The sequence below is a fragment of the Streptomyces thermoalcalitolerans genome, from assembly GCF_039525155.1.
Classification (GTDB): domain Bacteria; phylum Actinomycetota; class Actinomycetes; order Streptomycetales; family Streptomycetaceae; genus Streptomyces; species Streptomyces thermovulgaris.
This window is the reverse complement of sequence record NZ_BAAAHG010000015.1, coordinates 81062-98748: the sequence shown is the minus strand read 5'-3', so window position 1 is coordinate 98748 and position 17687 is coordinate 81062. Positions and strand designations below refer to the sequence as shown.

Genomic DNA, 17687 nt, shown 5'->3' with positions numbered 1-17687 from the left:
GTCACGGGGACCGCCGGGAGGAGGCGCGCAGACCGTGGTACCAGCCGAGCACCCGCCGTTCGACCGCCTGGAACAGAAGCGAGAGCACAAAACCCAGCAGACCGAGGACGAGGATCCCGGTCCACATGTCCGGAAGCGCGAACCCGCGCTGGAACTGCACGATCGTGAACCCGAGCCCGCTGCTCGCGGCGAACATCTCGCTGATGACCATCAGGATGATGCCGAGGGACAGCGCCTGCCGCAGCCCGGTGAGGATCTGCGGGCTCGCCGAGGGCAGCACCACGTGCCGGAGCCGGGGCATGCCCGTGATGCCGTACGACCGGGCCGTCTCCGCCGTCACCGGGTCCACGGCCCGCACGCCCTCGGCCGTGTTGAGCAGCACGGGCCACACACAGCCGCTCGCGATGACCACGACCTTCATGGTGTCGCCGATCCCGGCGAACAGCATGACGACCGGGACGAGAACCGGCGGCGGAACGGCCCGCAGGAACTCCAGGACCGGCTCGCACACCGCCCGCACCCGCCGGTGCGTCCCGACGACCGTGCCCAGCACGACCCCCACGACGGCCGCGGCCGCGTAGCCGGCGGCCAGCCGCAGCACACTGGGCAGCAGATCGGTGCGCAGCCGCTCGCCGGTCCACACCTCGGGGAAGGTCCGCAGAATCGTCCGCAGCGGCGGCCAGTACACGTTCGTGCTGCCCTCGGAGGTCACCCACCACACGGTGACCAGGACGGCGGGCAGGGCGAGCACGAGCAGCAGCCGCGCCAGCGCCCTTCTCACCCTCCTTGCCCTCCTCACACCACCACCTCCCCGCGCACCGACTGGTGCCAGGCCAGCGCCCGCCGCTCCACCGACCGGGCGCCCGCATTGATCAGCAGCCCCAGCAGCCCGGTCACCACGATCAGCGCATACATCTCGGGCACCGCCTGCGAGGTCTGCGCCACGGCGATGCGCGCGCCCAGCCCGGGGGCCCCGATGACGAGTTCGGCGGTCACGGAGAGGATCAGCGCCACGGCCGCCGCCAGCCGCACCCCGGTCATGACGTACGGCAGCGCGGTGGGCCACAGCACATGCCGGATCCGCGCCCAGGTGCCCAGGCCGAACGAGCGGGCGGTGTCCTCCGCGACCGGGTCGACGTCCTGGACGCCGTGGATCACCTGGATGAGCACCTGCCAGAAGGCGGCGTACACGACCAGCAGCAGCACGGACCGCAGCTCCGTGCCGTACAGCAGCACGGCGAGCGGAATCAGGGCGACTGAGGGGATGGGACGCAGGAACTCGATGGTCGACGCCGTGGCCTGGCGCAGGTACGGGACGACGGAGACGACCACCCCGGCCACGACCCCAGCGCCGACCGCGAGCACCAGTCCCAGCGCCCAGCCGGTGAGCGTGTCGCCGAGCGCCGACCAGAAGGCGCCGTCGCCGAGTTCACCGGCGAGCGCGACCGCGATGCGGCTGGTGGGCGGGAAGTGCTCCTCCCTGACCAGGCCGAGCCGCGGCACCGCCTCGCCCAGGCCGAGGAAGACCGCGAGCCCGGCGGCGCCGAGAGCGGCGTTCGCACCCCTCACGGCAGCAGTGCGTCGAGGTCGGGTGCCTTCTTGAACAGGCCGTCCCGCTCGCCGAGTTCCGCCAGTTTCTCGATCGAGGCACGGTTCGGCTCGGCCGGCCACTTCGGGAAGGTCGTCCGCTCCAGCACATCCCGGGGGATCTTGGTGTACGTGGTGACGATCTGCCGGACCTCGTCGGGGTGGTCGTCCGCGTAGGCGAGGGACTGCGCGGTGGCCTTCCGGAACTTCTCGACCACGTCCGGGTGCTGCTTCTGGTACTGCGTGGAGGTGAAGTACATGGCCACGGTGAGGTCGTCGGCGACGTCCACGAGGGAGGAGGCGATCTCACGGCCGCCCTGGGCGGCGATCACGGCGCGGGCGGGCTCGACGACCATCGCGGCGTCGATCCGGCCCTGTTCGAGAGCGGCCGGCATCTGGTCGAAGGCGAGCTCGACCATCCGCACCTTGTCCGGGTCCCCGCCCGCCTTGAGCACCGACTCGCGTACGGCCGTCTCGTTGATGTTCTTCAGCGTGTTGAGGGCGACCTTCTTGCCCTCCAGCTCCTTCGCCGACCTGATCGGGCTGTCCTTCCTCACCATGAGGGCGCCGAAGTCCTTGCCCGCCACACCGGTGGAACTGGCGCCGTTGACGACCGCCTTGACCGGGACGTCATTGCTCTGGGCGATCATCAGCGAGGTCATGTTGGAGAAGCCGAACTGGAACTGTCCGCTGACCACACCGGGCACGATGGCCGCGCCGCCCTGCGCGGTGGTCATGGTCAGCTTCAGACCGTGCTGCTCGTAGAAACCCTTCTTCTGCCCCAGATAGAGAGGGGCCACATCGAGGATGGGGATGACGCCCACCTTGACCGTGGTGACTCCGTCGGACGACCCGTTCGCGTTCGAGGTGTCCAAGTCGCCGGACGAGCCACAGGCCGTCGCGGCGAGAAGGAGGACGCCGGCCGCGAGGCCGGACAGCAGACGACGCATGGCTCTCCCTGTGCAGACAGTGGTGGTGTTGCGACAGGCAGTGTGCTCAGCGGGACGGTAGAACCCGGTGAGGTACGGGGTCAATGGCCGGGCGACAAGGTTGTTGACGATGAGACAATCGGGAGTCCGGGACGTCCGGGACGGGAATCCGAAGGTCGGATCTAAAGGTCCAGGACGAGTCTTCGCCCCCGGCACCGGGACACACAGATCATCATCGTCTCACCGGCCTCCCGCTCCTCCTGTGTGAGGACCGAGTCGCGGTGGTCCGGGACGCCTTCGAGGACATCGGTCTCACAGGTGCCGCAGGTCCCCTCGGTGCAGGAGTAGAGCACCTCGACACCGGCGGCGCGCACGGCGTCGAGCACGGAGACCCCCGCGGGGACGGTGAGCGTACGCCCGCTCCGCGCGAGCACCACCTCGAACGCACCGTCACCACCGGAGGAGGCCTCACCACCGGAGAGACCGTCACTGCCGGAGAGACCGTCGTTGCCGGAGGGCGGGGCGGACGCCTGGAACCGCTCCAGACGCAGCACCCCGGCCGGGCACCGCCCCCGCACCGCGTCGAGCAGCGGCCCCGGCCCGCAGCAGTAGACGAGCGTGTCGCGGGGCAGGCCGTCGAGCACGGAACCGAGGTTGAGCAGCCCGGTCTCGTCCTGCGGGGCGAGGGTCACCCGGTCCCCGTACCGCCTCACCTCCTCGGTGAACGCCATGGAGGCGCGGGTCCGCCCGCCGTACAGCAGGGTCCACTCGGCGCTCGCCGCCTCGGCCGCGGCCAGCATCGGCAGGATGGGGGTGATGCCGATGCCGCCCGCGATGAACCGGTAGCGGGGAGAGGGCTCCAGTGGGAAACGGTTGCGCGGCCCGCGCACCCGCACCTTGTCGCCCCGCCGCAGATGCTCGTGCACATGGGCGGAACCTCCGCGTCCGTCCGGCTCGCGCAGCACCGCGATCCGCCAGGCACCGCGGTCCGCCGGGTCGCCGCAGAGCGAGTACTGCCGCTCCAGGCCGGGGCCGAGAACGAGATCGATGTGGGCGCCCGGCTCCCAGACCGGCAGCGGTTCGCCGAGCGGATGGCGCAGGGTGAGGGCGAGCACGCCGTCGGCCACGTACTCCCTGCGGTCGACGACGAGCTCGGCCTCGTACGACCTCATGGTGCGTTTCCCCGCCGCCGCTGTTCCCGCTCCCGGTGCCCTTCGGGGTGGCCGAGCATCCAGTCCCACATCTCGACCGGGTCCTGCGCGGTGTGCTCGGCGCCGCAGTGGCAGGTGCCGTGCAGAAGATCGGTGCCGGGCAGCCAGCCGATGCGGTAGACCTCCCCCGTGCGTCCGCTCACCGGACCTTCTCCTCGGGCTTCTCCCCGGGCTTCTCGCCCTCCTCGACCAGCCGGGCGAGGATACGGCGGGCGGCCAGACCGCCGGTGTCGATGTTGATGCTCAGCTCCTGGTAGCCGGCGGGCTCGGTGGACAGCGCCTTCTGCAGCAGATTGAGCGCGTCGACGTCCTGCATGACGACCGTGTGGTTGCTCTTCCGCAGGAACTCGGTGACCTCGGTGTCGTCCGTCGCCCAGTCCCGGGAGACCGCCCAGAAGTCGTACACCTTCCCGGGCGCCGACGGAGTGATGGCGTAGGTGATCTCGGTGTGGAAGCCGTGCGGATCGCTGCCGTCCGCCTCGGGCAGCACACCGACCGGGGCGACCCGGCTGTGCAGCAGGTACAGGCAGGGCGCGTGGTACTCGATGTCCTGCCACCGTGTGATGCGCCCCTGGATGCCGGTGGACTTGGCGTAGAACGGCGGGCACTCCGCGTCGTCCATGTGCCGGCTGACCCGGACGATCCCGGCCGCCTCGTCGACCTCCGTGGTGATCGGCGTCGCGGCGACCTCCGGGGTGCCGATGTAACCGCCGTGCAGATACGTCTCGTGGGACAGATCGAGGAGATTGTCGACCAGCAGCCCGTAGTCGGCGTCGATCGGCTCCATGCCCCGCACGGTGACCCAGCCGGGGGAGTCGAGGTGCCGCGCCCGCGGAATCGTCTGCGGATCGGCGAGCTCCGGGTCCCCGATCCACACCCACACCAGCGAGTCCTGCTCGACGACCGGGTAGGAGGGGACGCGCGCGGTACGCGGAATCCGCTTCTGCCCCGGCACGGACACACAGCGTCCGGTCGTGTCGTAGGTGAACCCGTGGTACCCGCAGACGATCCGGTCCCCGTCCAGCCGGCTCGCGGACAACGGGTAGCGGCGGTGCACACACCGGTCGTGCAAGGCGACCGGCGTCCCCTCCTTCTCGGTGCGGTACAGGACGAGCGGCTCCCCGAGAACGGTCCGGCCGAGTAACTCCTCCCGCCCGACCTCGTGGCTGTAGGCGACGACGTACCACTGGTTTCTGGCAAACGCGGTCATGTGCGGCATGGTTGTGTCCCCGTCATGCTCGACGTCGCATCACCACCACCATGACGACGCCGCCCATACCCGGCAATACCGCTTCCGCGACTCGGCGAACTCTCGCACGGTGCGGAACACCGGGCGAGAGCCCGTGACCGTCAGGTACTGGGCAGGCTCACACATCCGTATCGGGTAGTAAGTGAGGTTTTCTCAACGCTTTTCTTTCCATGCGTTGTTGAGGACGAGGGCGGCCTGAGCGATGGCTCCGATGCGGCTGGGGCTGAGCGTGACATGGTGGAGGGCACGCCAGCGTTGCTTGAGTTCGGCGGCGGCGCGTTCGCCCAGGGCTCGGATGCCGCGCAGGAGCCGGTTGTGGGTGCGGGTGTTTGCCGCCAGGGGTGAGGCGATGTCGGGGTGCGGGCGGAACGGGGTGTGAATGCCCGCTGGCGCCGGTGCAGCCGACATCGGCCGGCGTCGGCAGCCCGGCGCGGGCTGCGGCGTACAGGGCGGGCAGCGATGTCGCGTTCTGGCTGTGCGAGGGTGTTCCCGACGGCTGGCGGGTGGCTGTCTTCCGGCGGCAGACCCCGTACGGGAGGAATCACTGAGCCTTTTCCAACCTGCCTGGCTGCAGGGTGGGTTGCCATGAGGGCCGTCCGCAGGAAGAGGTGAAGCTCCTGGTAGATGGGTTGTCGACCAAGAGCAACCTGTCCGCCCGGAGCTTCGTGTGCTTGTCTACCCATCGGGGATCGATCTGTCCAGCCAGACCCTTCGGTTCCTGTCGGGCCTGCTGACCGCCCGGCGCCGGGAGCGCGGCACGCGCTGGCGTCGGCTTACCGCTGACCGGCAGGCGCTTTTGGTGCTGGCGTACCTGCGGTGCGGGCACACCTACGCCCAGCTCGCGGCCGGGTGCGGCGTCAAAATCGCCACGGTTTACCGGTACATCCGCGAAGGCGTCGAGGTCCTGGCGGCCCTGGCCCCGGATGTGTTTGACGCCGTCCGGCCGGCAGCGCGGAAGGCGTTCGTCATCCTCGACGGCACGCTCCTGCCGATCGACCGGATCGCCGCCGACCGGCCGTACTACTCCGGCAAGCACAAAAAGCACGGGATGAATGTGCAGGTCATCGCCGACCCGTTCGGGCGGCTGGTGCGGGCCTCGCCCGCGCTGCCCGGTGCGGTCCACGACCCCAAGGCGGCCCGCACCCACAAGATCATCAGGCTCTCGCCGAGGCCGGCCTGCCTTGCTGGGCCGACAAGGGCTACCAGGGCGCCGGCGGCACCGTCCGCGTCCCCTACCGCGGCCGCTGGGAGAACCTGTCGGCAGGCCAGCAGGCCGTCAACGCCTCCCACGCCAAGATCCGCGCACGTGGTGAACAAGCCATGGCCACCCTCAAGACCTGGCGGCTCCTGCGGAAGCTGAGGTGCAGCACCACTCGCATCACCGGCCTCGTCCAAGCCATCCTCGCCCTGCACCTCAGCACCTCAAACTGAGGTTGGAAAAGGCTCAGTGCAGCCGTGACGATCGCTGACACTGTTGACCCGTGGTACTTCGAAGCGCTGTAGCCGCTGGGCATTCGGTCGGTCCGTGTCCGAGGCTCCGGGGCGACGAACGAAGGGAGGCGCGGGCGTCATGGAGGTCGAGGCGTCGTTCCCCGCGGACAGCCGGGCGCTGAAATGGTGGATTGGGGCAAAGGTCTGCTTGACGACGTAGCGGGGTTTGCTCAGGCCCTCGATAGGGGGGACTGTCTTTGCGGGAGATCACCGACAGGATGTGGCGCCCGCGCAGCTTGCGGCGGTCGGGGTTGCCGTCGTAACTCTTGTCGTCGAGCAGAGTGTCGGACCGGCGGCATGGTCGTTTGAGCTTGCCGGTCACCGGTGGGATGCCGTCGACCAGGGCCAGGGCCTGGGGCGACATCGTTCAACAGCGGTGCCGGCTGATGTCGTTGCAGAACACGTACAGGATGTCCTGCAGGCTCAGCCGGCCGTTCGCCGGTTTCGGGCCGGGAGCCTTCTGCGGCCAGGGCGGCAGCAACGGCCCGATCGGCGCCCACATTCGTCGTCCACGATCCACGGACGATTCCCCACACCTCACGAACGGCGGAATCGTCCCACTGATCACGCCCGGCCGGCACACTTCGACAAGATCGCACCACGGACATTGGAGGTGCAGCAAGAGTCTTGCGGTCGGACCCTCAAACGTCGATATGGACCTGCTCTGGCATCTCCTTATGCGCTTCAGTTGCTCCAGCTGTGGATCGTGGTCTCACGTGGTGTCGCCGGGGGTCTGGCCGATGCAGGCCGGTGCTCGACTTCGGCACGGCTGAGGTTGGGATCGACGTGTCGCCTGGCAGGCTCTACTCGTTGTCGTCGTGCTCGAACGGCCAGCCGATGACGTCTTCCGCTCGGATGTCGCGCAGGATCGCTCCCTCGAACCGGGCCCTGGTGACGTCGGTCAGCCCGTGCGGGGGCGTACCGGTGTTTACCCATCCGAAGCTGGCGCCGGTCAGATCGGTGTCGCGCAGGTCGGCACCCCGCAGATCGCAGCCGGCCAGGCTGACTCCGCGCAGTGAGGCCCCGCGCAGGTCTGCGCCGCTGAGGTCGCAGAGCTTGAACGAGCACCTGTCCAGGGTGGCGTGGCGCAGATCCGCCCCGGTGAACAGGCAACGGGTGAACCACAGCTGTGAGGTGCGCACGGAAGCAAGGTCCTGGCCGGTGAAGTCCTCACGGTTCACCGACGCATAGCGGTGAAGCGCGGCAAGTCGTTGTCTCGCGGTCGGTGACGTGGGCATACGTGCCAGGATGTCAGCTGGGTCGGTAACCGTCTCCTGAATTTCCGACGGCTCGCCGCCCGCCAGTCGATCACACAGGTCCAGAACGTCCTCGTCGCAATTGACGAAACCTGTCCCGAATTCGGTTTCGTCCTGACCTTGTTGCCGGACGTGCCGTTCAGCGGGCAGGAGCTGGAGGCCCACCCGTACGAGCGGCGTACTGGAACCCGTCGGTTGCTCGATGGCAACCTCGCCCGCCACCCTGTCTGCGCGGGGCGGGAGCGTCGGATCGCCGGGCGGCCTGACCGACACCGACATCGCACACCGAGTGCACCCCGGGTGGAGGTTGTCCCGGTCTCGGAGTCGAAGTGATCGATTGCGTGACGGAAAACATCACCGAGTTCATGAAGGGGCGAAGTTGCGGCCCTGCAATAAATCCCTCGCCGTTGTATCACGGCCGTGATAACTTCCCCGGCGTGGGGTATGTCGACGTCAACTCTGTCACCTACAACCTGCCCGACGGCCGGGTGCTGCTGGACAAGGTCTCGTTCCGGGTCGGCGAGGGCGTCAAGACCGCGCTGATCGGGGCCAATGGGTCCGGCAAGACCACCTTGCTGCGGATGATCGCCGGTGACCTGGCCCCCCACGGCGGAGCGGTGACCCTGAACGGAAGCCTTGGCGTCATGCGGCAGTTCGTCGCCCGCAAGGGGGAGCGGGTACGGGATCTGCTCCTGTCGGTGGCGGATCCGCGCGTGCGGCGTGCCGCGAAGAAGCTGGACGCCGCGGAAGCGGCCATGCAGGCCAGTGGTGACACCGCGGCGCAGATGGCGTACGCGGACGCGCTGGCCGACTGGGGCGACGCCGGGGGCTACGACGCCGAGGTGCTGTGGGACGTGTGCTGCACGGAGGCCCTCGGCATCTCCTTCGACCAGGCCCGGGACCGTGAGGTGGACACACTGTCGGGCGGCGAGCAGAAGCGGCTGGTGCTCGAGGCGTTGCTGCGAGGCCCGGACCAGGTGCTCCTGCTCGACGAGCCGGACAACTTCCTGGACGTTCCCGGCAAGCGGTGGCTGGAGAGCCGTCTGGCCGAGACGCCGAAGACCGTCCTGTACGTCAGCCACGACCGGGAACTGCTCGCGCGCACGGCGCAGAGCATCGTCACCATCGAACTCGGTGCCGCCGGAAACACCGCCTGGGTGCACCCCGGCGGATTCGACACCTACCACCGGGCCCGCACCGAGCGGTTCGAACGCTTCGACGAGCTGCGCACCCGCTGGGACGAGGAGCGCGCCAGGCTGAAGGCGCTCGTCCAGATGTACAAGCAGAAGGCCTCCTACAACTCGGACATGGCCTCGCGGTACCGCGCCGCACAGACACGGCTCGAACGGTTCGAGAAGGCCGGGCCGCCCCCCGCGCAACCACGCGAGCAGCACCTGTCGATGCGGCTGCGCGGCGGACGCACCGGCAAGCGGGCCGTGGTCTGCGAAGGGCTGGAGCTCACCGGCCTGATGAAGCCGTTCGACCTCGAGGTGTGGTTCAACGACCGGGTCGCCGTGCTCGGTTCGAACGGCTCGGGCAAGTCGCACTTCCTGCGGCTGCTCGCCGCCGGCGGCAGCGCCCCCGAGCCCGAGCACGAGCCGGTGGGCGACCTGCCGGTCGAGTCCGTGCCGCACACGGGGGTGGCGCGCCTGGGCGCCCGGGTACGCCCGGGGTGGTTCGCGCAGACACATGGGCGGCCCGACCTCGTCGGCCGCACCTTGCTCTCCATCCTGCACCGCGGTGACGAGCGGCGACAGGGGATGCCGCGCGAGGAGGCCTCGAGGGCGCTGGCCCGGTACGAACTGGCGGGTGCGGCGGAGCAGACCTTCGACTCGCTGTCCGGAGGGCAGCAGGCGCGCTTCCAGATCCTGCTGCTCGAACTCGGCGGCACCACCCTGCTGCTGCTCGACGAACCCACCGACAACCTCGATCTCGTCTCCGCCGAGGCACTGCAGTACGCGCTGCGCGGCTTCGAGGGGACCGTGATCGCGGTCACGCACGACCGGTGGTTCGCCCGCGATTTCGACCGGTTCCTGATCTTCGGGGCCGACGGCACCGTCTACGAGTCCCCCGAGCCGGTGTGGGACGAGAAGCGCGTGGCCCGGCGCCGAGGATGAGCGCTGAGTCCCGCGTCGGTGGGAGGGCCGGGGCGGGGGAGGCCGCTCCTGTGGAGTACGACGCCGTCTGCCCGCCCCTCATTTATCACACCTGCGATACTGTGTGGCGATGCCCGCTCGGATCGACCTCGAACAACGTCGCAAGGATGTTGTCGAGGCAGCTTTTCGCCTCCTGGTCGCGGAGGGCTTCAGCGGCTTGTCGCTGCGGAAGGTCGCCGCCGAGTCCGGATTGAACATCGGCTCGGTGCGCCACTACTTCGACGACCACCGCCACCTTCTCATGGCGGTCGCGACCGAGGTCGGCCGTCGCATGGAGAAAAGGCTCACCCGGTATCCGGCCGATACACTGGCCGGACTCACCGGTGAATCCGCCGTCGACGCTCTGCAGGAGCGGCTGGAGGAGCTGCTTCCGCTCGACGAGGAACGCCGTGCCGAGGCGATCGTTCTGATCGAGTTCATCGTCGCCGCCCGGGTGAATCCGATCTTCCGCCCGGTGACCGAGCAGATGGCCGCCGACATGCGGCAGGTCATCACAGACGCCCTGCGCGTTCTCGACGTGCACGATCCGGCCGAGGAAGCCGAACGGCTCACCGCGCTGCTGGTCGGTCTGACGCTGGACGCGGTGACGCCGCACGGATCACTCGGCAGCGAGCGGCTGCGTACGACGCTGCGGGCGCACCTGCGCTCGATCCTGCCGGCCGGTTCCGGTGGTACGGAGGCCTGACCGGTCGGCGCCCGACCCGGAATCCGGACCCAGGGCCGCTCCGCAGGACCGGCAGTAGTCCGGGGCGTCGTCCCGACGTGCAGGGTGAAGCGGCGCCGCGAAGTGGCCGCCGTACCAAGCAGCCCATCTGATCGCCGCGTCGGGTACGGCCTCGAAGTACCACAGGCTGCCCTCCTCGTCAGCGTGGCGGAAGTAGTGCCGCTGGGTGGCGTTCTCGGCGGGTGCTCGGAAGTACGCCACGGTTTCTGCTCTGATGCGCTCCAGGTCACCCACGGAATCATCGTGCGGGCAAGCGCGCGCGGGTTGCTCCGTTCTGACAGCCACGAGTGACAGCAACGACGCCGGACGCCAGTGGCCCTGGGCGGCTCGACACGGTCGGCCCTCGGCGGCGTCGGCTTGTGAGCCATGAGCCGGGAGAGGACAAGAGGTGTGTTCGTCGTCGGCGAAGACAGGCGTGAGGTACGGCTGCTGCGGCCAGGGTGTCCTCATGAAGACGACACCGGACGGACGGCCGATTCCTCCCGCGCACGCCGACGAGCGGAGCATGCTGGAAGCTTGGTTGGACTTCCATCGTGCGACTCTCGCCCTGAAGTGTTCGGGCCTGAGAGACGACCAATTACGGCTTGCCGCGGCGTCACCCTCGCCGATGACGCTGCTCGGGCTCGTGCAGCACATGGCCGAGGTGGAACGCAACTGGTTCCAGCGTGTTTTCGCAGGTCAGAACGTGCCGCTGGTCTTCGGGGAGAGCAACCTCCACGGCTTTGCCCTTCAGCCTGAACGAGGGTTCGACGAGGTGGTGGCCGCGTGGCAGGCGGAGATCGCTCGCGGTCGTGAGCTGATCGCTGACGCGTCGCTGGACGACTCCGGCCGCCTGCCCGAACAGGAAGCGGGTCACGTCGGCGACCAGGAAGTCTCCCTGCGCTGGATCATGGTGCACATGATCGAGGAATACGCACGTCACAACGGTCATGCCGACCTCATCCGCGAGCAGATCGACGGCACCACCGGCGTATGAGGCGGGCTTGTGCGGTCAGAAGGTGACCAGGAATCTCTGGCCGACTCCGGGGCCATCAGGGGGAGTCGGTCGCTGACTGTGAGGATGCCGGTGGTGCCGCCCGGGACGGTCCGACCCGCCGATTGACCGACGCACAGGCTGCCATCGTTGATGGCATGTCGGCCGCTCCGGCCGCCCGGGACTGCCCCAGGGACACCCGCGCTCGCATTCCGCCGGGCCGCACGGAGCGGAGGGGGCATCTCACGACGGTCCCCGAGAACTCAGCCGTCTCACGAGCCGGCTTGTGCAGCGGTGGGGCCGCTTCTCGGGAGTGCCGGTTCGTCCGCCGGGGAGCGGTGGTCGAAGGCGGTCAGCGGATCGCCGGTCAGCGGGTGGTCCACCACGGCCGTACGGCCGTCGTAGGCGACATGCGGGTCCTCGGCGTCGATTCTCACCTTCCGCTCTCCCGGATCCTCAACCGCCGTTTCCCAGCCGCCGGTCCAGCAGATACAGCAGCGCCGGAGCGTCGATCAGCGAGGTGACGACCCCGGTCGGCAGTTCCTGCCGGCCGGGTACACGCACGTGTCCGTGTGCCCATGTATTGCAAGGCGGCACGCCGACGGACCGCCGTCCGCCGCCGATTGTTGCCGTGTCACGGCTGTGTCATGGCCGCGCCCTGAAGGGAAGACAGGCGCAACGCACGGGCTTTGGGCCTCCTCATAGTCAGCACAGAGCGGGAACCGGCGGAGAAGGCCGCCGGCTTTCCACCTCCCAGCCCAGGCTCTCAGTCCCGGAAGGAATCTCCTGTGATGAACCACCGCCTGCGCACGACCGTTGTCGCCGCTGCCGTGCTCGCCACCGGACTCCTGCTGACGGCGTGTCAGAACGGCACCGAAGACAACTCGTCCGGCAGGAGCGGAACGGAGGCGGCAGCGGTCGCGAAGAAGACGCCGGGCTCCGGGACCTCGAAAGGTGTCAGCGGTTCGTTCAAGAACGGCAAGGTCACCTATCTCGCCCCGGGCACGTACATCGTGTCCGTGCCGGGCAAGGGCGACCAGCAGTTCCTGGTCGCCGACGACACCGGGGTCTACGGCGCCGGCACGATCTGCGGCGAGGCGGGGGCCAAGGTGGACGCGCCCTGCACGCTGGACCAGTTGGAGGCGGCCGCCAAGAAGGGCGCCGTGAACGCCGACGTGGAGATGAAGGACGGTGTCGCGACCTTGGTGACCGAGCGGCGTGCCGCCCAGCAGGGTTCCGGCTCCGGGACGGGTTCCGGATCCTCCGGTCCGGGTGCGGGCTCCGGTGCGTCGTCCGGCTCGGGCTCCGGCTCCGGCTCCGGCTCGGGCTCCGGTTCCGGTGAGACCGTCGTCGAGGGCATCAACAAGGGCAAGGGTGTCAACGGAACCTGGTTCGGCAACGTCTCCTACCTGGCGCCGGGCACGTACACGGTCTCCGACCTGAAGGGCGTCGAGCAGCAGTTCTTCCTCTCCGAGGACACCAGGATCTGGGGCTACGGCGACATCTGCGGTGACGCGGACACGGGTGAGGGCGGCCAGGGCGGTACCGAGTGCACCGAGGCCGAGCTGGAGGCGGCGGCCAAGAAGGGCGTCAGCGCCGAGGTCGTGATCCGCAACGGCATCGCGACCACCATCCGGGAGGACCACTGAGCCGTCCCGCGACGAGTCGCCGAAGCCCGTGGGCGGAGGGAGCCTCCGCATGGCTTCTCAGGACGTGACGTCGACGGCGACCCGGCCCAGCTCGCCGAGGTCGGCGACCAGGCGGTCGCCGGCACCGATCGCCGTCGGGGCGCACAACGTACCGCTCAGGACGATGTCCCCGGCCTCCAGCCGCATTCCCCTGCGCCACAGGTGACCTGCCAGCCATGCGACTGCTGCGGCCGGATCGCCCATGACGGCGGTCGCACTGCCCGGCACCGTCCGGGAGCCGGTCCGCAGCGTGGCCGTGATCCTCGACAGGTCCGCCGGCGGCGTCACCCGGGGCCCCAGCACGGCGCGCGCCGCGTTGGTGTTGTCGGCGACCAGCATGGGGAGCGTCCGTGCGCCGCCCCGCCATCTGCTGTCGACGATCTCGAGGGCCGGGGCGACCGCGGCGGTGGCGCGGTGGACGTCCTGGACGGTCACGTCCGTGCCGGACAGGGCCTCGCCCAGGACGAAGGCGATCTCCACCTCCGCCATCGGTGCGAACAGACCGGCGGTGGTGAGCGGCCGGCCGTCCTCGAGCAGCCTGCCGGCGAGCAGGTGGCCGGCGGCAGGCCGGTCGGCGCCGAAGGCGTCCCGCGCGGGCTGCGAGGTGAGGCCGATCTTGTAGCCGATCACCCGGTCACCGGCCGCGAGCGCCAGGTCCCGGGTGGCGCTCTCGACCGCGTAGGCCAGGTCGAGGCCGTCGAGCCGGTCGGCCGCCGCGGGGTCGACCGGTGGGCCGCCCTGCGCGGCCTGCCACAAGTGCCGGGCCAGGTCCTGGACCGTCTGCCGGGCCTGGTCCTGGATCATCGTTTTCTCCACGTGTCTCTCCTCATGACAGGATGTCCGATACTTTGGACAGCGTCCAATACGGCGTCCAATACCAAGGCTGGGAGGAACGCATGGCGCGCCTGACCGCTCCGGCTCTTCGCCGGGGCCTGGACATCCTCGAACTGCTCGTCGACGAGGACCAGGGGCTGCGGGTCCCCGAGATCACACGACGGCTCGGCCTGCCGCGCGCCACCACGCACGAACTCGTCAACACGCTGATCGACCGCGGCTACCTCGACCAGTCGGAGGAGACCGGGCGCGTCACCCTGGGCGTCAAGGTCCTGCGGCTCGGGGCGGCGTACGAGCGCGGTCTCGACCTCGCCGCGGTGGGCCGGGAGTGCGCGGCCGAGGTGGCGAACGCCTGCGGCGAGACGGTCCAGGTCGTCGTGCGCGACGCCGGGTTCGCCGTGTTCATCGTGCGTGTCGACAGCACCCATCCGGTCCGTCTCGTGTCGCAGGTGGGCAGCCGGCTGCCGGCGTCCTGCACCGCGGGCGGGAAGGCTCTGCTGAGCACCCTGCCGGAAGCCGAGCTCGACGCGTTGTTCCCCGACGACGCCGCGTTGCAGAAGATGACGCCGAACAGCATCAGCACCCGCAAGCGGCTGCTGGCCGACCTGGAAGCGGCGCGCGAGCGCGGCTGGGCCGAGGAGAACTGCGAGTCCAACGACCATGTGGCCTGCGTCGCCGCTCCGGTGTACGACCGCCTCGGCAAGTGCGTGGCGGCCATGAGCATCTCGGTGCCCGTCCTGCGGTGGGACGACGCCCAGAAGCAGCGCTGTGTCGAGCTCATCCTGGGCGGGGCCAGGAAGATGTCGCAGCTCCTGGGGGCGCCGGCCGCCTCGTGAAGCGGTGTCCTCTCACCGCTTCTTGTGGGGGACGACCACCGCGCGGCCGGTGGCTCCCCGTGACAGCGCGGCGTACGCCTCGTTGATCGCCGGGAGTTCGTACGGCTCGCCGAGCAGCCTGTCGAGCGGCAGGCGCCCGGCCTTGAACAGGTCGAGCAGCCTCGCGATGTCGACCGGTGTGTTGGCCGAGCCGTAGAGGCTGCCGATCAACCGTTTCTCCTGCTGCACGAGGGGGTTGATCGGCACGGGGACGGTGGCGCCCGCCTTGCCGAGGCCGACGGCCACCGCGGTCCCGCCGGTGCCCACGACCTCGATCGCCTGGGCGAGGGTCTGCGGCGTCCCGACGGCGTCCATCGCCCAGGCCATCGCCTTCGGCGAGATCCTGGCGAGCTCCTCGGCTAGGTCGTGCGTGCGCGCGTTGACCGCATGGGTGGCGCCGAGTTCGAGTGCCTTGTCCAGCCTGGCGTCCACCGTGTCGACCGCGACGATCGGATCGGCGCCCACGAGCCGCAGCCCCATGACCGCGCTCAGTCCGACGCCGCCGGCGCCGATGACCACGACACCCTTCCCGGTGGCGTCCTTCATGACGTTCAGCGCCGTGCCGGCCCCGGTCACCACGGCGCATCCGGTGATCGCCGCGATCTCCGGCGGGACGTCCGGATCGATCACCACCACCGACCGCTCCGAGACGACGCAACGCTCGGCGAAGCAGGAGACCCCCATGAGGTGGTGGATCTTCTCGCCGTTCAGGGTCAGCCGCGACGTCCCGTCGAGCAGGCCGCCGGAGGCCGCCTGGACGCGGCCCAGTGCGCACAGCGCGGGGCGGCCGGTTGTGCAGAACGCGCAGTCGCCGCACCGCGGGCGCCACAACATGACGACGGTGTCGCCGGGGCGGACCCGGGTCACGCCCTCCCCGACCTGCTCGACGACGCCGGCCCCTTCGTGCCCGAGCACCGCGGGCAGACGGGCCGTGAGATCGCCGTTCATGTAGTGCAGGTCGCTGTGGCACACCCCGGCAGCGAGCACGCGGAGTGTCACCTCGCCCGGCCCGGGGGCGTCGAGATCGACGTCCTCGACGGTCAACGGCGCACCAGGCCGGTGCAGTACTGCTGCCTTCATGGAGTCACACCCCAGTATGTTCGAAACTTCAGACGTTGTCTTACCAGTCGAGTATGGGAACTCGTCTCGACCGCCGTCAAGGACGTTGACGAAGGGGGCGACGCATGCGACGGTGTCTTGAGATGAAGACTGCGTCTTAAATTTAAGACATTTGAAGAGGTGTGCTGGATGACCGATGCCTGGATGACCGATGCGACGACCCCGCAGGAGCTGGAGCACACACTCGACGCCGCCACAGGCGCGTTCGAGCAGTGGAGCCGCCGCCGGCCGGCCGACCGTGCCCCGGTCCTCCGGGCCGTTGCCTCCGCGCTCGAGGCCGCCGCGCCGAAGCTCGTGGTGATCGCGGACGAGGAGACCTCCCTCGGACAGGACCGGCTGCGCGGCGAGATGGTGCGCACCGTGTTCCAACTGCGGCTGTTCGCCCAGGTGGTGACGGAGGGGGAGTACCTCAGGGCGACCATCGACCCCGCGGACCCGTCGTGGCCGATGGGCCCGCGGCCCGACCTGCGCCGGATGCTCGAGCCTCTCGGCCCCGTCGTCGTCTTCGCCGCGAGCAACTTCCCGTTCGCGTTCAGCGTGGCCGGCGGGGACACCGCCTCGGCGCTCGCGGCGGGCTGCCCGGTCGTGGTCAAGGCCCACTCCGGTCACCCCCGGCTCTCGGCCGCCACGGCGGAGGTGGTGCACGGCGCCCTGCGGTCCGCCGGTGCGCCCGAGGGGCTCTTCGACGTCGTTTTCGGGACCGAGGCCGGCCGGGCCGCCCTGACGGACCCACGGGTGAAGGCAGGTGCGTTCACCGGTTCGACAGAGGCGGGCCGGGCCCTTTTCGACCTCGCCGCAAGCCGTCCGGAGCCCATACCGTTCTTCGGTGAACTCGGCAGCGTCAACCCGGTCTTCGTGACGAAGGCCGCCGCCGAGCGGCGCGGACCCGCGATCGTCTCGGAGTTCGTCGGCTCGTTCACGCTCGGCGCCGGGCAGTTCTGCACCAAGCCCGGCATCCTGCTGGTCCCGGCGTCGGCCGGGCTCGTGGACCTGCTTCCCGAGGCCGTCCCGAGCACACCGTTCACCCTGCTCAACGAGCGCATCCGCGCCTCCTACGCCGGTGCTGTGCGGGAGTTGCGGGACACGGCCGGGGTGCGCGTCCTGGTGAGCGGGACCCCCACCGCCGCCGATCCGTCGCCGACGGTGCTGCGCACGACCTCGGCGGAGCTGCTTCGGGATCCGGAGGCGCTCGTCCGGGAGGTGTTCGGACCGGCCACGCTGGTCGTCGAGTACGCGGAGGAGAGCGAACTGCTCGAGGTGGCGAGGGTCATCGACGGTCAGCTGACCGCCACCGTCCAGGGTGAGGACGACGACACCATTGCGGCGGAGCTGATCAGGCTTCTGGCCGCCAAGGCCGGACGTGTGCTGTGGAACCAGTGGCCCACCGGTGTCTCGGTCACCCACGCGCAGCAGCACGGCGGCCCCTACCCGGCCACCACGGCGCCGGCCACGACCTCGGTGGGGACCGAGGCCATCTCCCGGTTCCTGCGGCCGGTCGCGTATCAGAACGTGCCGCAGCACCTGCTGCCCCCGGCCCTGCGCGACGAGAACCCGCTGGGAATTCCCCAGCGCGTCTCCTGAGAGCGGTCCGCGCC

Annotated in this window: 18 protein-coding genes and 1 pseudogene; 7 read left to right on the top strand and 12 right to left on the bottom strand. The window is 69.7% G+C overall.

Features of this window, described 5'->3' with window-relative positions; translation table 11 throughout:
- Position 1: 1 nt before the first annotated feature.
- From ABD224_RS12065 to ABD224_RS12035, 7 genes are all read right to left on the bottom strand, one after another.
- Positions 2 to 781, bottom strand: coding sequence for an ABC transporter permease (locus ABD224_RS12065; protein ID WP_344049460.1), 780 nt, complete (start codon positions 779 to 781; stop codon positions 2 to 4).
- Between the two features lie 14 nt (positions 782 to 795).
- Positions 796 to 1569: an ABC transporter permease gene (locus tag ABD224_RS12060; RefSeq protein ID WP_344049459.1), complete on the bottom strand. Its 774-nt coding sequence runs from the start codon at positions 1567 to 1569 to the stop codon at positions 796 to 798.
- The gene (locus tag ABD224_RS12055) at positions 1566 to 2537 is read right to left on the bottom strand and encodes an ABC transporter substrate-binding protein (protein ID WP_344049458.1); all 972 of its coding nucleotides are present in this window, start codon (positions 2535 to 2537) and stop codon (positions 1566 to 1568) included. Before ABD224_RS12055 ends, ABD224_RS12060 begins: the two co-directional genes overlap by 4 nt.
- Before the next feature lie 161 nt (positions 2538 to 2698).
- Positions 2699 to 3688 (bottom strand): PDR/VanB family oxidoreductase, encoded by a 990-nt coding sequence (locus ABD224_RS12050; protein ID WP_344049457.1) that lies wholly within the window; start codon positions 3686 to 3688, stop codon positions 2699 to 2701.
- A complete protein-coding gene (locus ABD224_RS12045) occupies positions 3685 to 3870 on the bottom strand; it encodes a hypothetical protein (RefSeq protein ID WP_344049456.1) in 186 nt (61 codons plus the stop codon). Before ABD224_RS12045 ends, ABD224_RS12050 begins: the two co-directional genes overlap by 4 nt.
- Entirely contained in the window at positions 3867 to 4946 is a 1080-nt protein-coding gene (locus ABD224_RS12040; RefSeq protein ID WP_344049455.1) for an aromatic ring-hydroxylating dioxygenase subunit alpha, read from the bottom strand. The genes ABD224_RS12045 and ABD224_RS12040 overlap by 4 nt, the downstream gene beginning before the upstream one ends.
- Positions 4947 to 5129: 183 nt before the next feature.
- A complete protein-coding gene (locus ABD224_RS12035; protein ID WP_344049454.1) occupies positions 5130 to 5384 on the bottom strand; it encodes a transposase family protein in 255 nt (84 codons plus the stop codon).
- 259 nt (positions 5385 to 5643) lie between these two features.
- Between ABD224_RS12035 and ABD224_RS12030 the strand changes: the two are divergent.
- Positions 5644 to 6407: pseudogene (locus ABD224_RS12030) on the top strand (IS5 family transposase).
- Between the two features lie 427 nt (positions 6408 to 6834).
- Here the strand turns inward: ABD224_RS12030 and ABD224_RS12025 are convergent.
- Positions 6835 to 6987 carry a hypothetical protein gene (locus ABD224_RS12025; RefSeq protein ID WP_344049453.1) on the bottom strand — a complete coding sequence of 51 codons (153 nt, stop codon included), beginning with the start codon at positions 6985 to 6987 and terminating at the stop codon, positions 6835 to 6837.
- A 283-nt stretch (positions 6988 to 7270) separates the two neighbouring features.
- Positions 7271 to 8002: a pentapeptide repeat-containing protein gene (locus tag ABD224_RS12020; RefSeq protein ID WP_344049452.1), complete on the bottom strand. Its 732-nt coding sequence runs from the start codon at positions 8000 to 8002 to the stop codon at positions 7271 to 7273.
- A gap of 158 nt (positions 8003 to 8160) precedes the next feature.
- Between ABD224_RS12020 and ABD224_RS12015 the strand changes: the two genes are divergently transcribed.
- The 3 genes from ABD224_RS12015 (at position 8161) to ABD224_RS12005 (ending at position 11579) form a co-directional block, all read left to right on the top strand.
- Positions 8161 to 9840 carry an ABC-F family ATP-binding cassette domain-containing protein gene (locus tag ABD224_RS12015; protein WP_344049451.1) on the top strand — a complete coding sequence of 560 codons (1680 nt, stop codon included), beginning with the start codon at positions 8161 to 8163 and terminating at the stop codon, positions 9838 to 9840.
- Positions 9841 to 9949: 109 nt separating this feature from the next.
- Complete coding sequence (locus ABD224_RS12010) at positions 9950 to 10564, top strand: TetR/AcrR family transcriptional regulator (RefSeq protein WP_344049450.1); 615 nt, start codon at positions 9950 to 9952, stop codon at positions 10562 to 10564.
- A gap of 487 nt (positions 10565 to 11051) precedes the next feature.
- On the top strand, positions 11052 to 11579 hold the full coding sequence (locus tag ABD224_RS12005; RefSeq protein WP_344049448.1) for a DinB family protein: 528 nt from the start codon (positions 11052 to 11054) through the stop codon (positions 11577 to 11579).
- 269 nt (positions 11580 to 11848) lie between these two features.
- Here ABD224_RS12005 and ABD224_RS12000 read toward each other — a convergent pair whose 3' ends face one another.
- A complete protein-coding gene (locus tag ABD224_RS12000) occupies positions 11849 to 12013 on the bottom strand; it encodes a hypothetical protein (RefSeq protein ID WP_344049447.1) in 165 nt (54 codons plus the stop codon).
- Between the two features lie 354 nt (positions 12014 to 12367).
- On the opposite strand from ABD224_RS12000, the gene ABD224_RS11995 reads away from it, so the two are divergent.
- A complete protein-coding gene (locus ABD224_RS11995; protein ID WP_344049446.1) occupies positions 12368 to 13225 on the top strand; it encodes a hypothetical protein in 858 nt (285 codons plus the stop codon).
- A 57-nt stretch (positions 13226 to 13282) separates the two neighbouring features.
- On the opposite strand, the gene ABD224_RS11990 is transcribed toward ABD224_RS11995, so the two are convergent.
- Positions 13283 to 14080 (bottom strand): 2-keto-4-pentenoate hydratase, encoded by a 798-nt coding sequence (locus ABD224_RS11990; protein WP_344049445.1) that lies wholly within the window; start codon positions 14078 to 14080, stop codon positions 13283 to 13285.
- 80 nt (positions 14081 to 14160) lie between these two features.
- On the opposite strand from ABD224_RS11990, the gene ABD224_RS11985 reads away from it, so the two are divergent.
- A complete protein-coding gene (locus tag ABD224_RS11985) occupies positions 14161 to 14934 on the top strand; it encodes an IclR family transcriptional regulator (RefSeq protein WP_344049444.1) in 774 nt (257 codons plus the stop codon).
- Between the two features lie 12 nt (positions 14935 to 14946).
- Here ABD224_RS11985 and ABD224_RS11980 read toward each other — a convergent pair whose 3' ends face one another.
- Complete coding sequence (locus ABD224_RS11980) at positions 14947 to 16053, bottom strand: zinc-binding dehydrogenase (protein WP_344049442.1); 1107 nt, start codon at positions 16051 to 16053, stop codon at positions 14947 to 14949.
- Positions 16054 to 16221: 168 nt separating this feature from the next.
- Here ABD224_RS11980 and ABD224_RS11975 point away from each other — a divergent pair, with 168 nt between their 5' ends.
- The gene (locus tag ABD224_RS11975; protein ID WP_344049441.1) at positions 16222 to 17673 is read left to right on the top strand and encodes an aldehyde dehydrogenase (NADP(+)); all 1452 of its coding nucleotides are present in this window, start codon (positions 16222 to 16224) and stop codon (positions 17671 to 17673) included.
- Positions 17674 to 17687 lie beyond the last annotated feature (14 nt).

Excerpts from the sequence above, each read along its gene's own strand:
- ABD224_RS12055 (WP_344049458.1), bottom strand. The coding sequence starts at position 2,537 with ATGCGTCGTCTGCTGTCCGGCCTCGCGGCCGGCGTCCTCCTTCTCGCC.
- ABD224_RS12050 (WP_344049457.1), bottom strand. The coding sequence starts at position 3,688 with ATGAGGTCGTACGAGGCCGAGCTCGTCGTCGACCGCAGGGAGTACGTG.
- ABD224_RS12040 (WP_344049455.1), bottom strand. The coding sequence starts at position 4,946 with ATGCCGCACATGACCGCGTTTGCCAGAAACCAGTGGTACGTCGTCGCC.
- ABD224_RS12035 (WP_344049454.1), bottom strand. The coding sequence starts at position 5,384 with ATGTCGGCTGCACCGGCGCCAGCGGGCATTCACACCCCGTTCCGCCCG.
- ABD224_RS12020 (WP_344049452.1), bottom strand. The coding sequence starts at position 8,002 with ATGTCGGTGTCGGTCAGGCCGCCCGGCGATCCGACGCTCCCGCCCCGC.
- ABD224_RS12010 (WP_344049450.1), top strand. The coding sequence starts at position 9,950 with ATGCCCGCTCGGATCGACCTCGAACAACGTCGCAAGGATGTTGTCGAG.
- ABD224_RS12005 (WP_344049448.1), top strand. The coding sequence starts at position 11,052 with ATGAAGACGACACCGGACGGACGGCCGATTCCTCCCGCGCACGCCGAC.
- ABD224_RS11995 (WP_344049446.1), top strand. The coding sequence starts at position 12,368 with ATGAACCACCGCCTGCGCACGACCGTTGTCGCCGCTGCCGTGCTCGCC.
- ABD224_RS11985 (WP_344049444.1), top strand. The coding sequence starts at position 14,161 with ATGGCGCGCCTGACCGCTCCGGCTCTTCGCCGGGGCCTGGACATCCTC.
- ABD224_RS11980 (WP_344049442.1), bottom strand. The coding sequence starts at position 16,053 with ATGAAGGCAGCAGTACTGCACCGGCCTGGTGCGCCGTTGACCGTCGAG.
- ABD224_RS11975 (WP_344049441.1), top strand. The coding sequence starts at position 16,222 with ATGACCGATGCCTGGATGACCGATGCGACGACCCCGCAGGAGCTGGAG.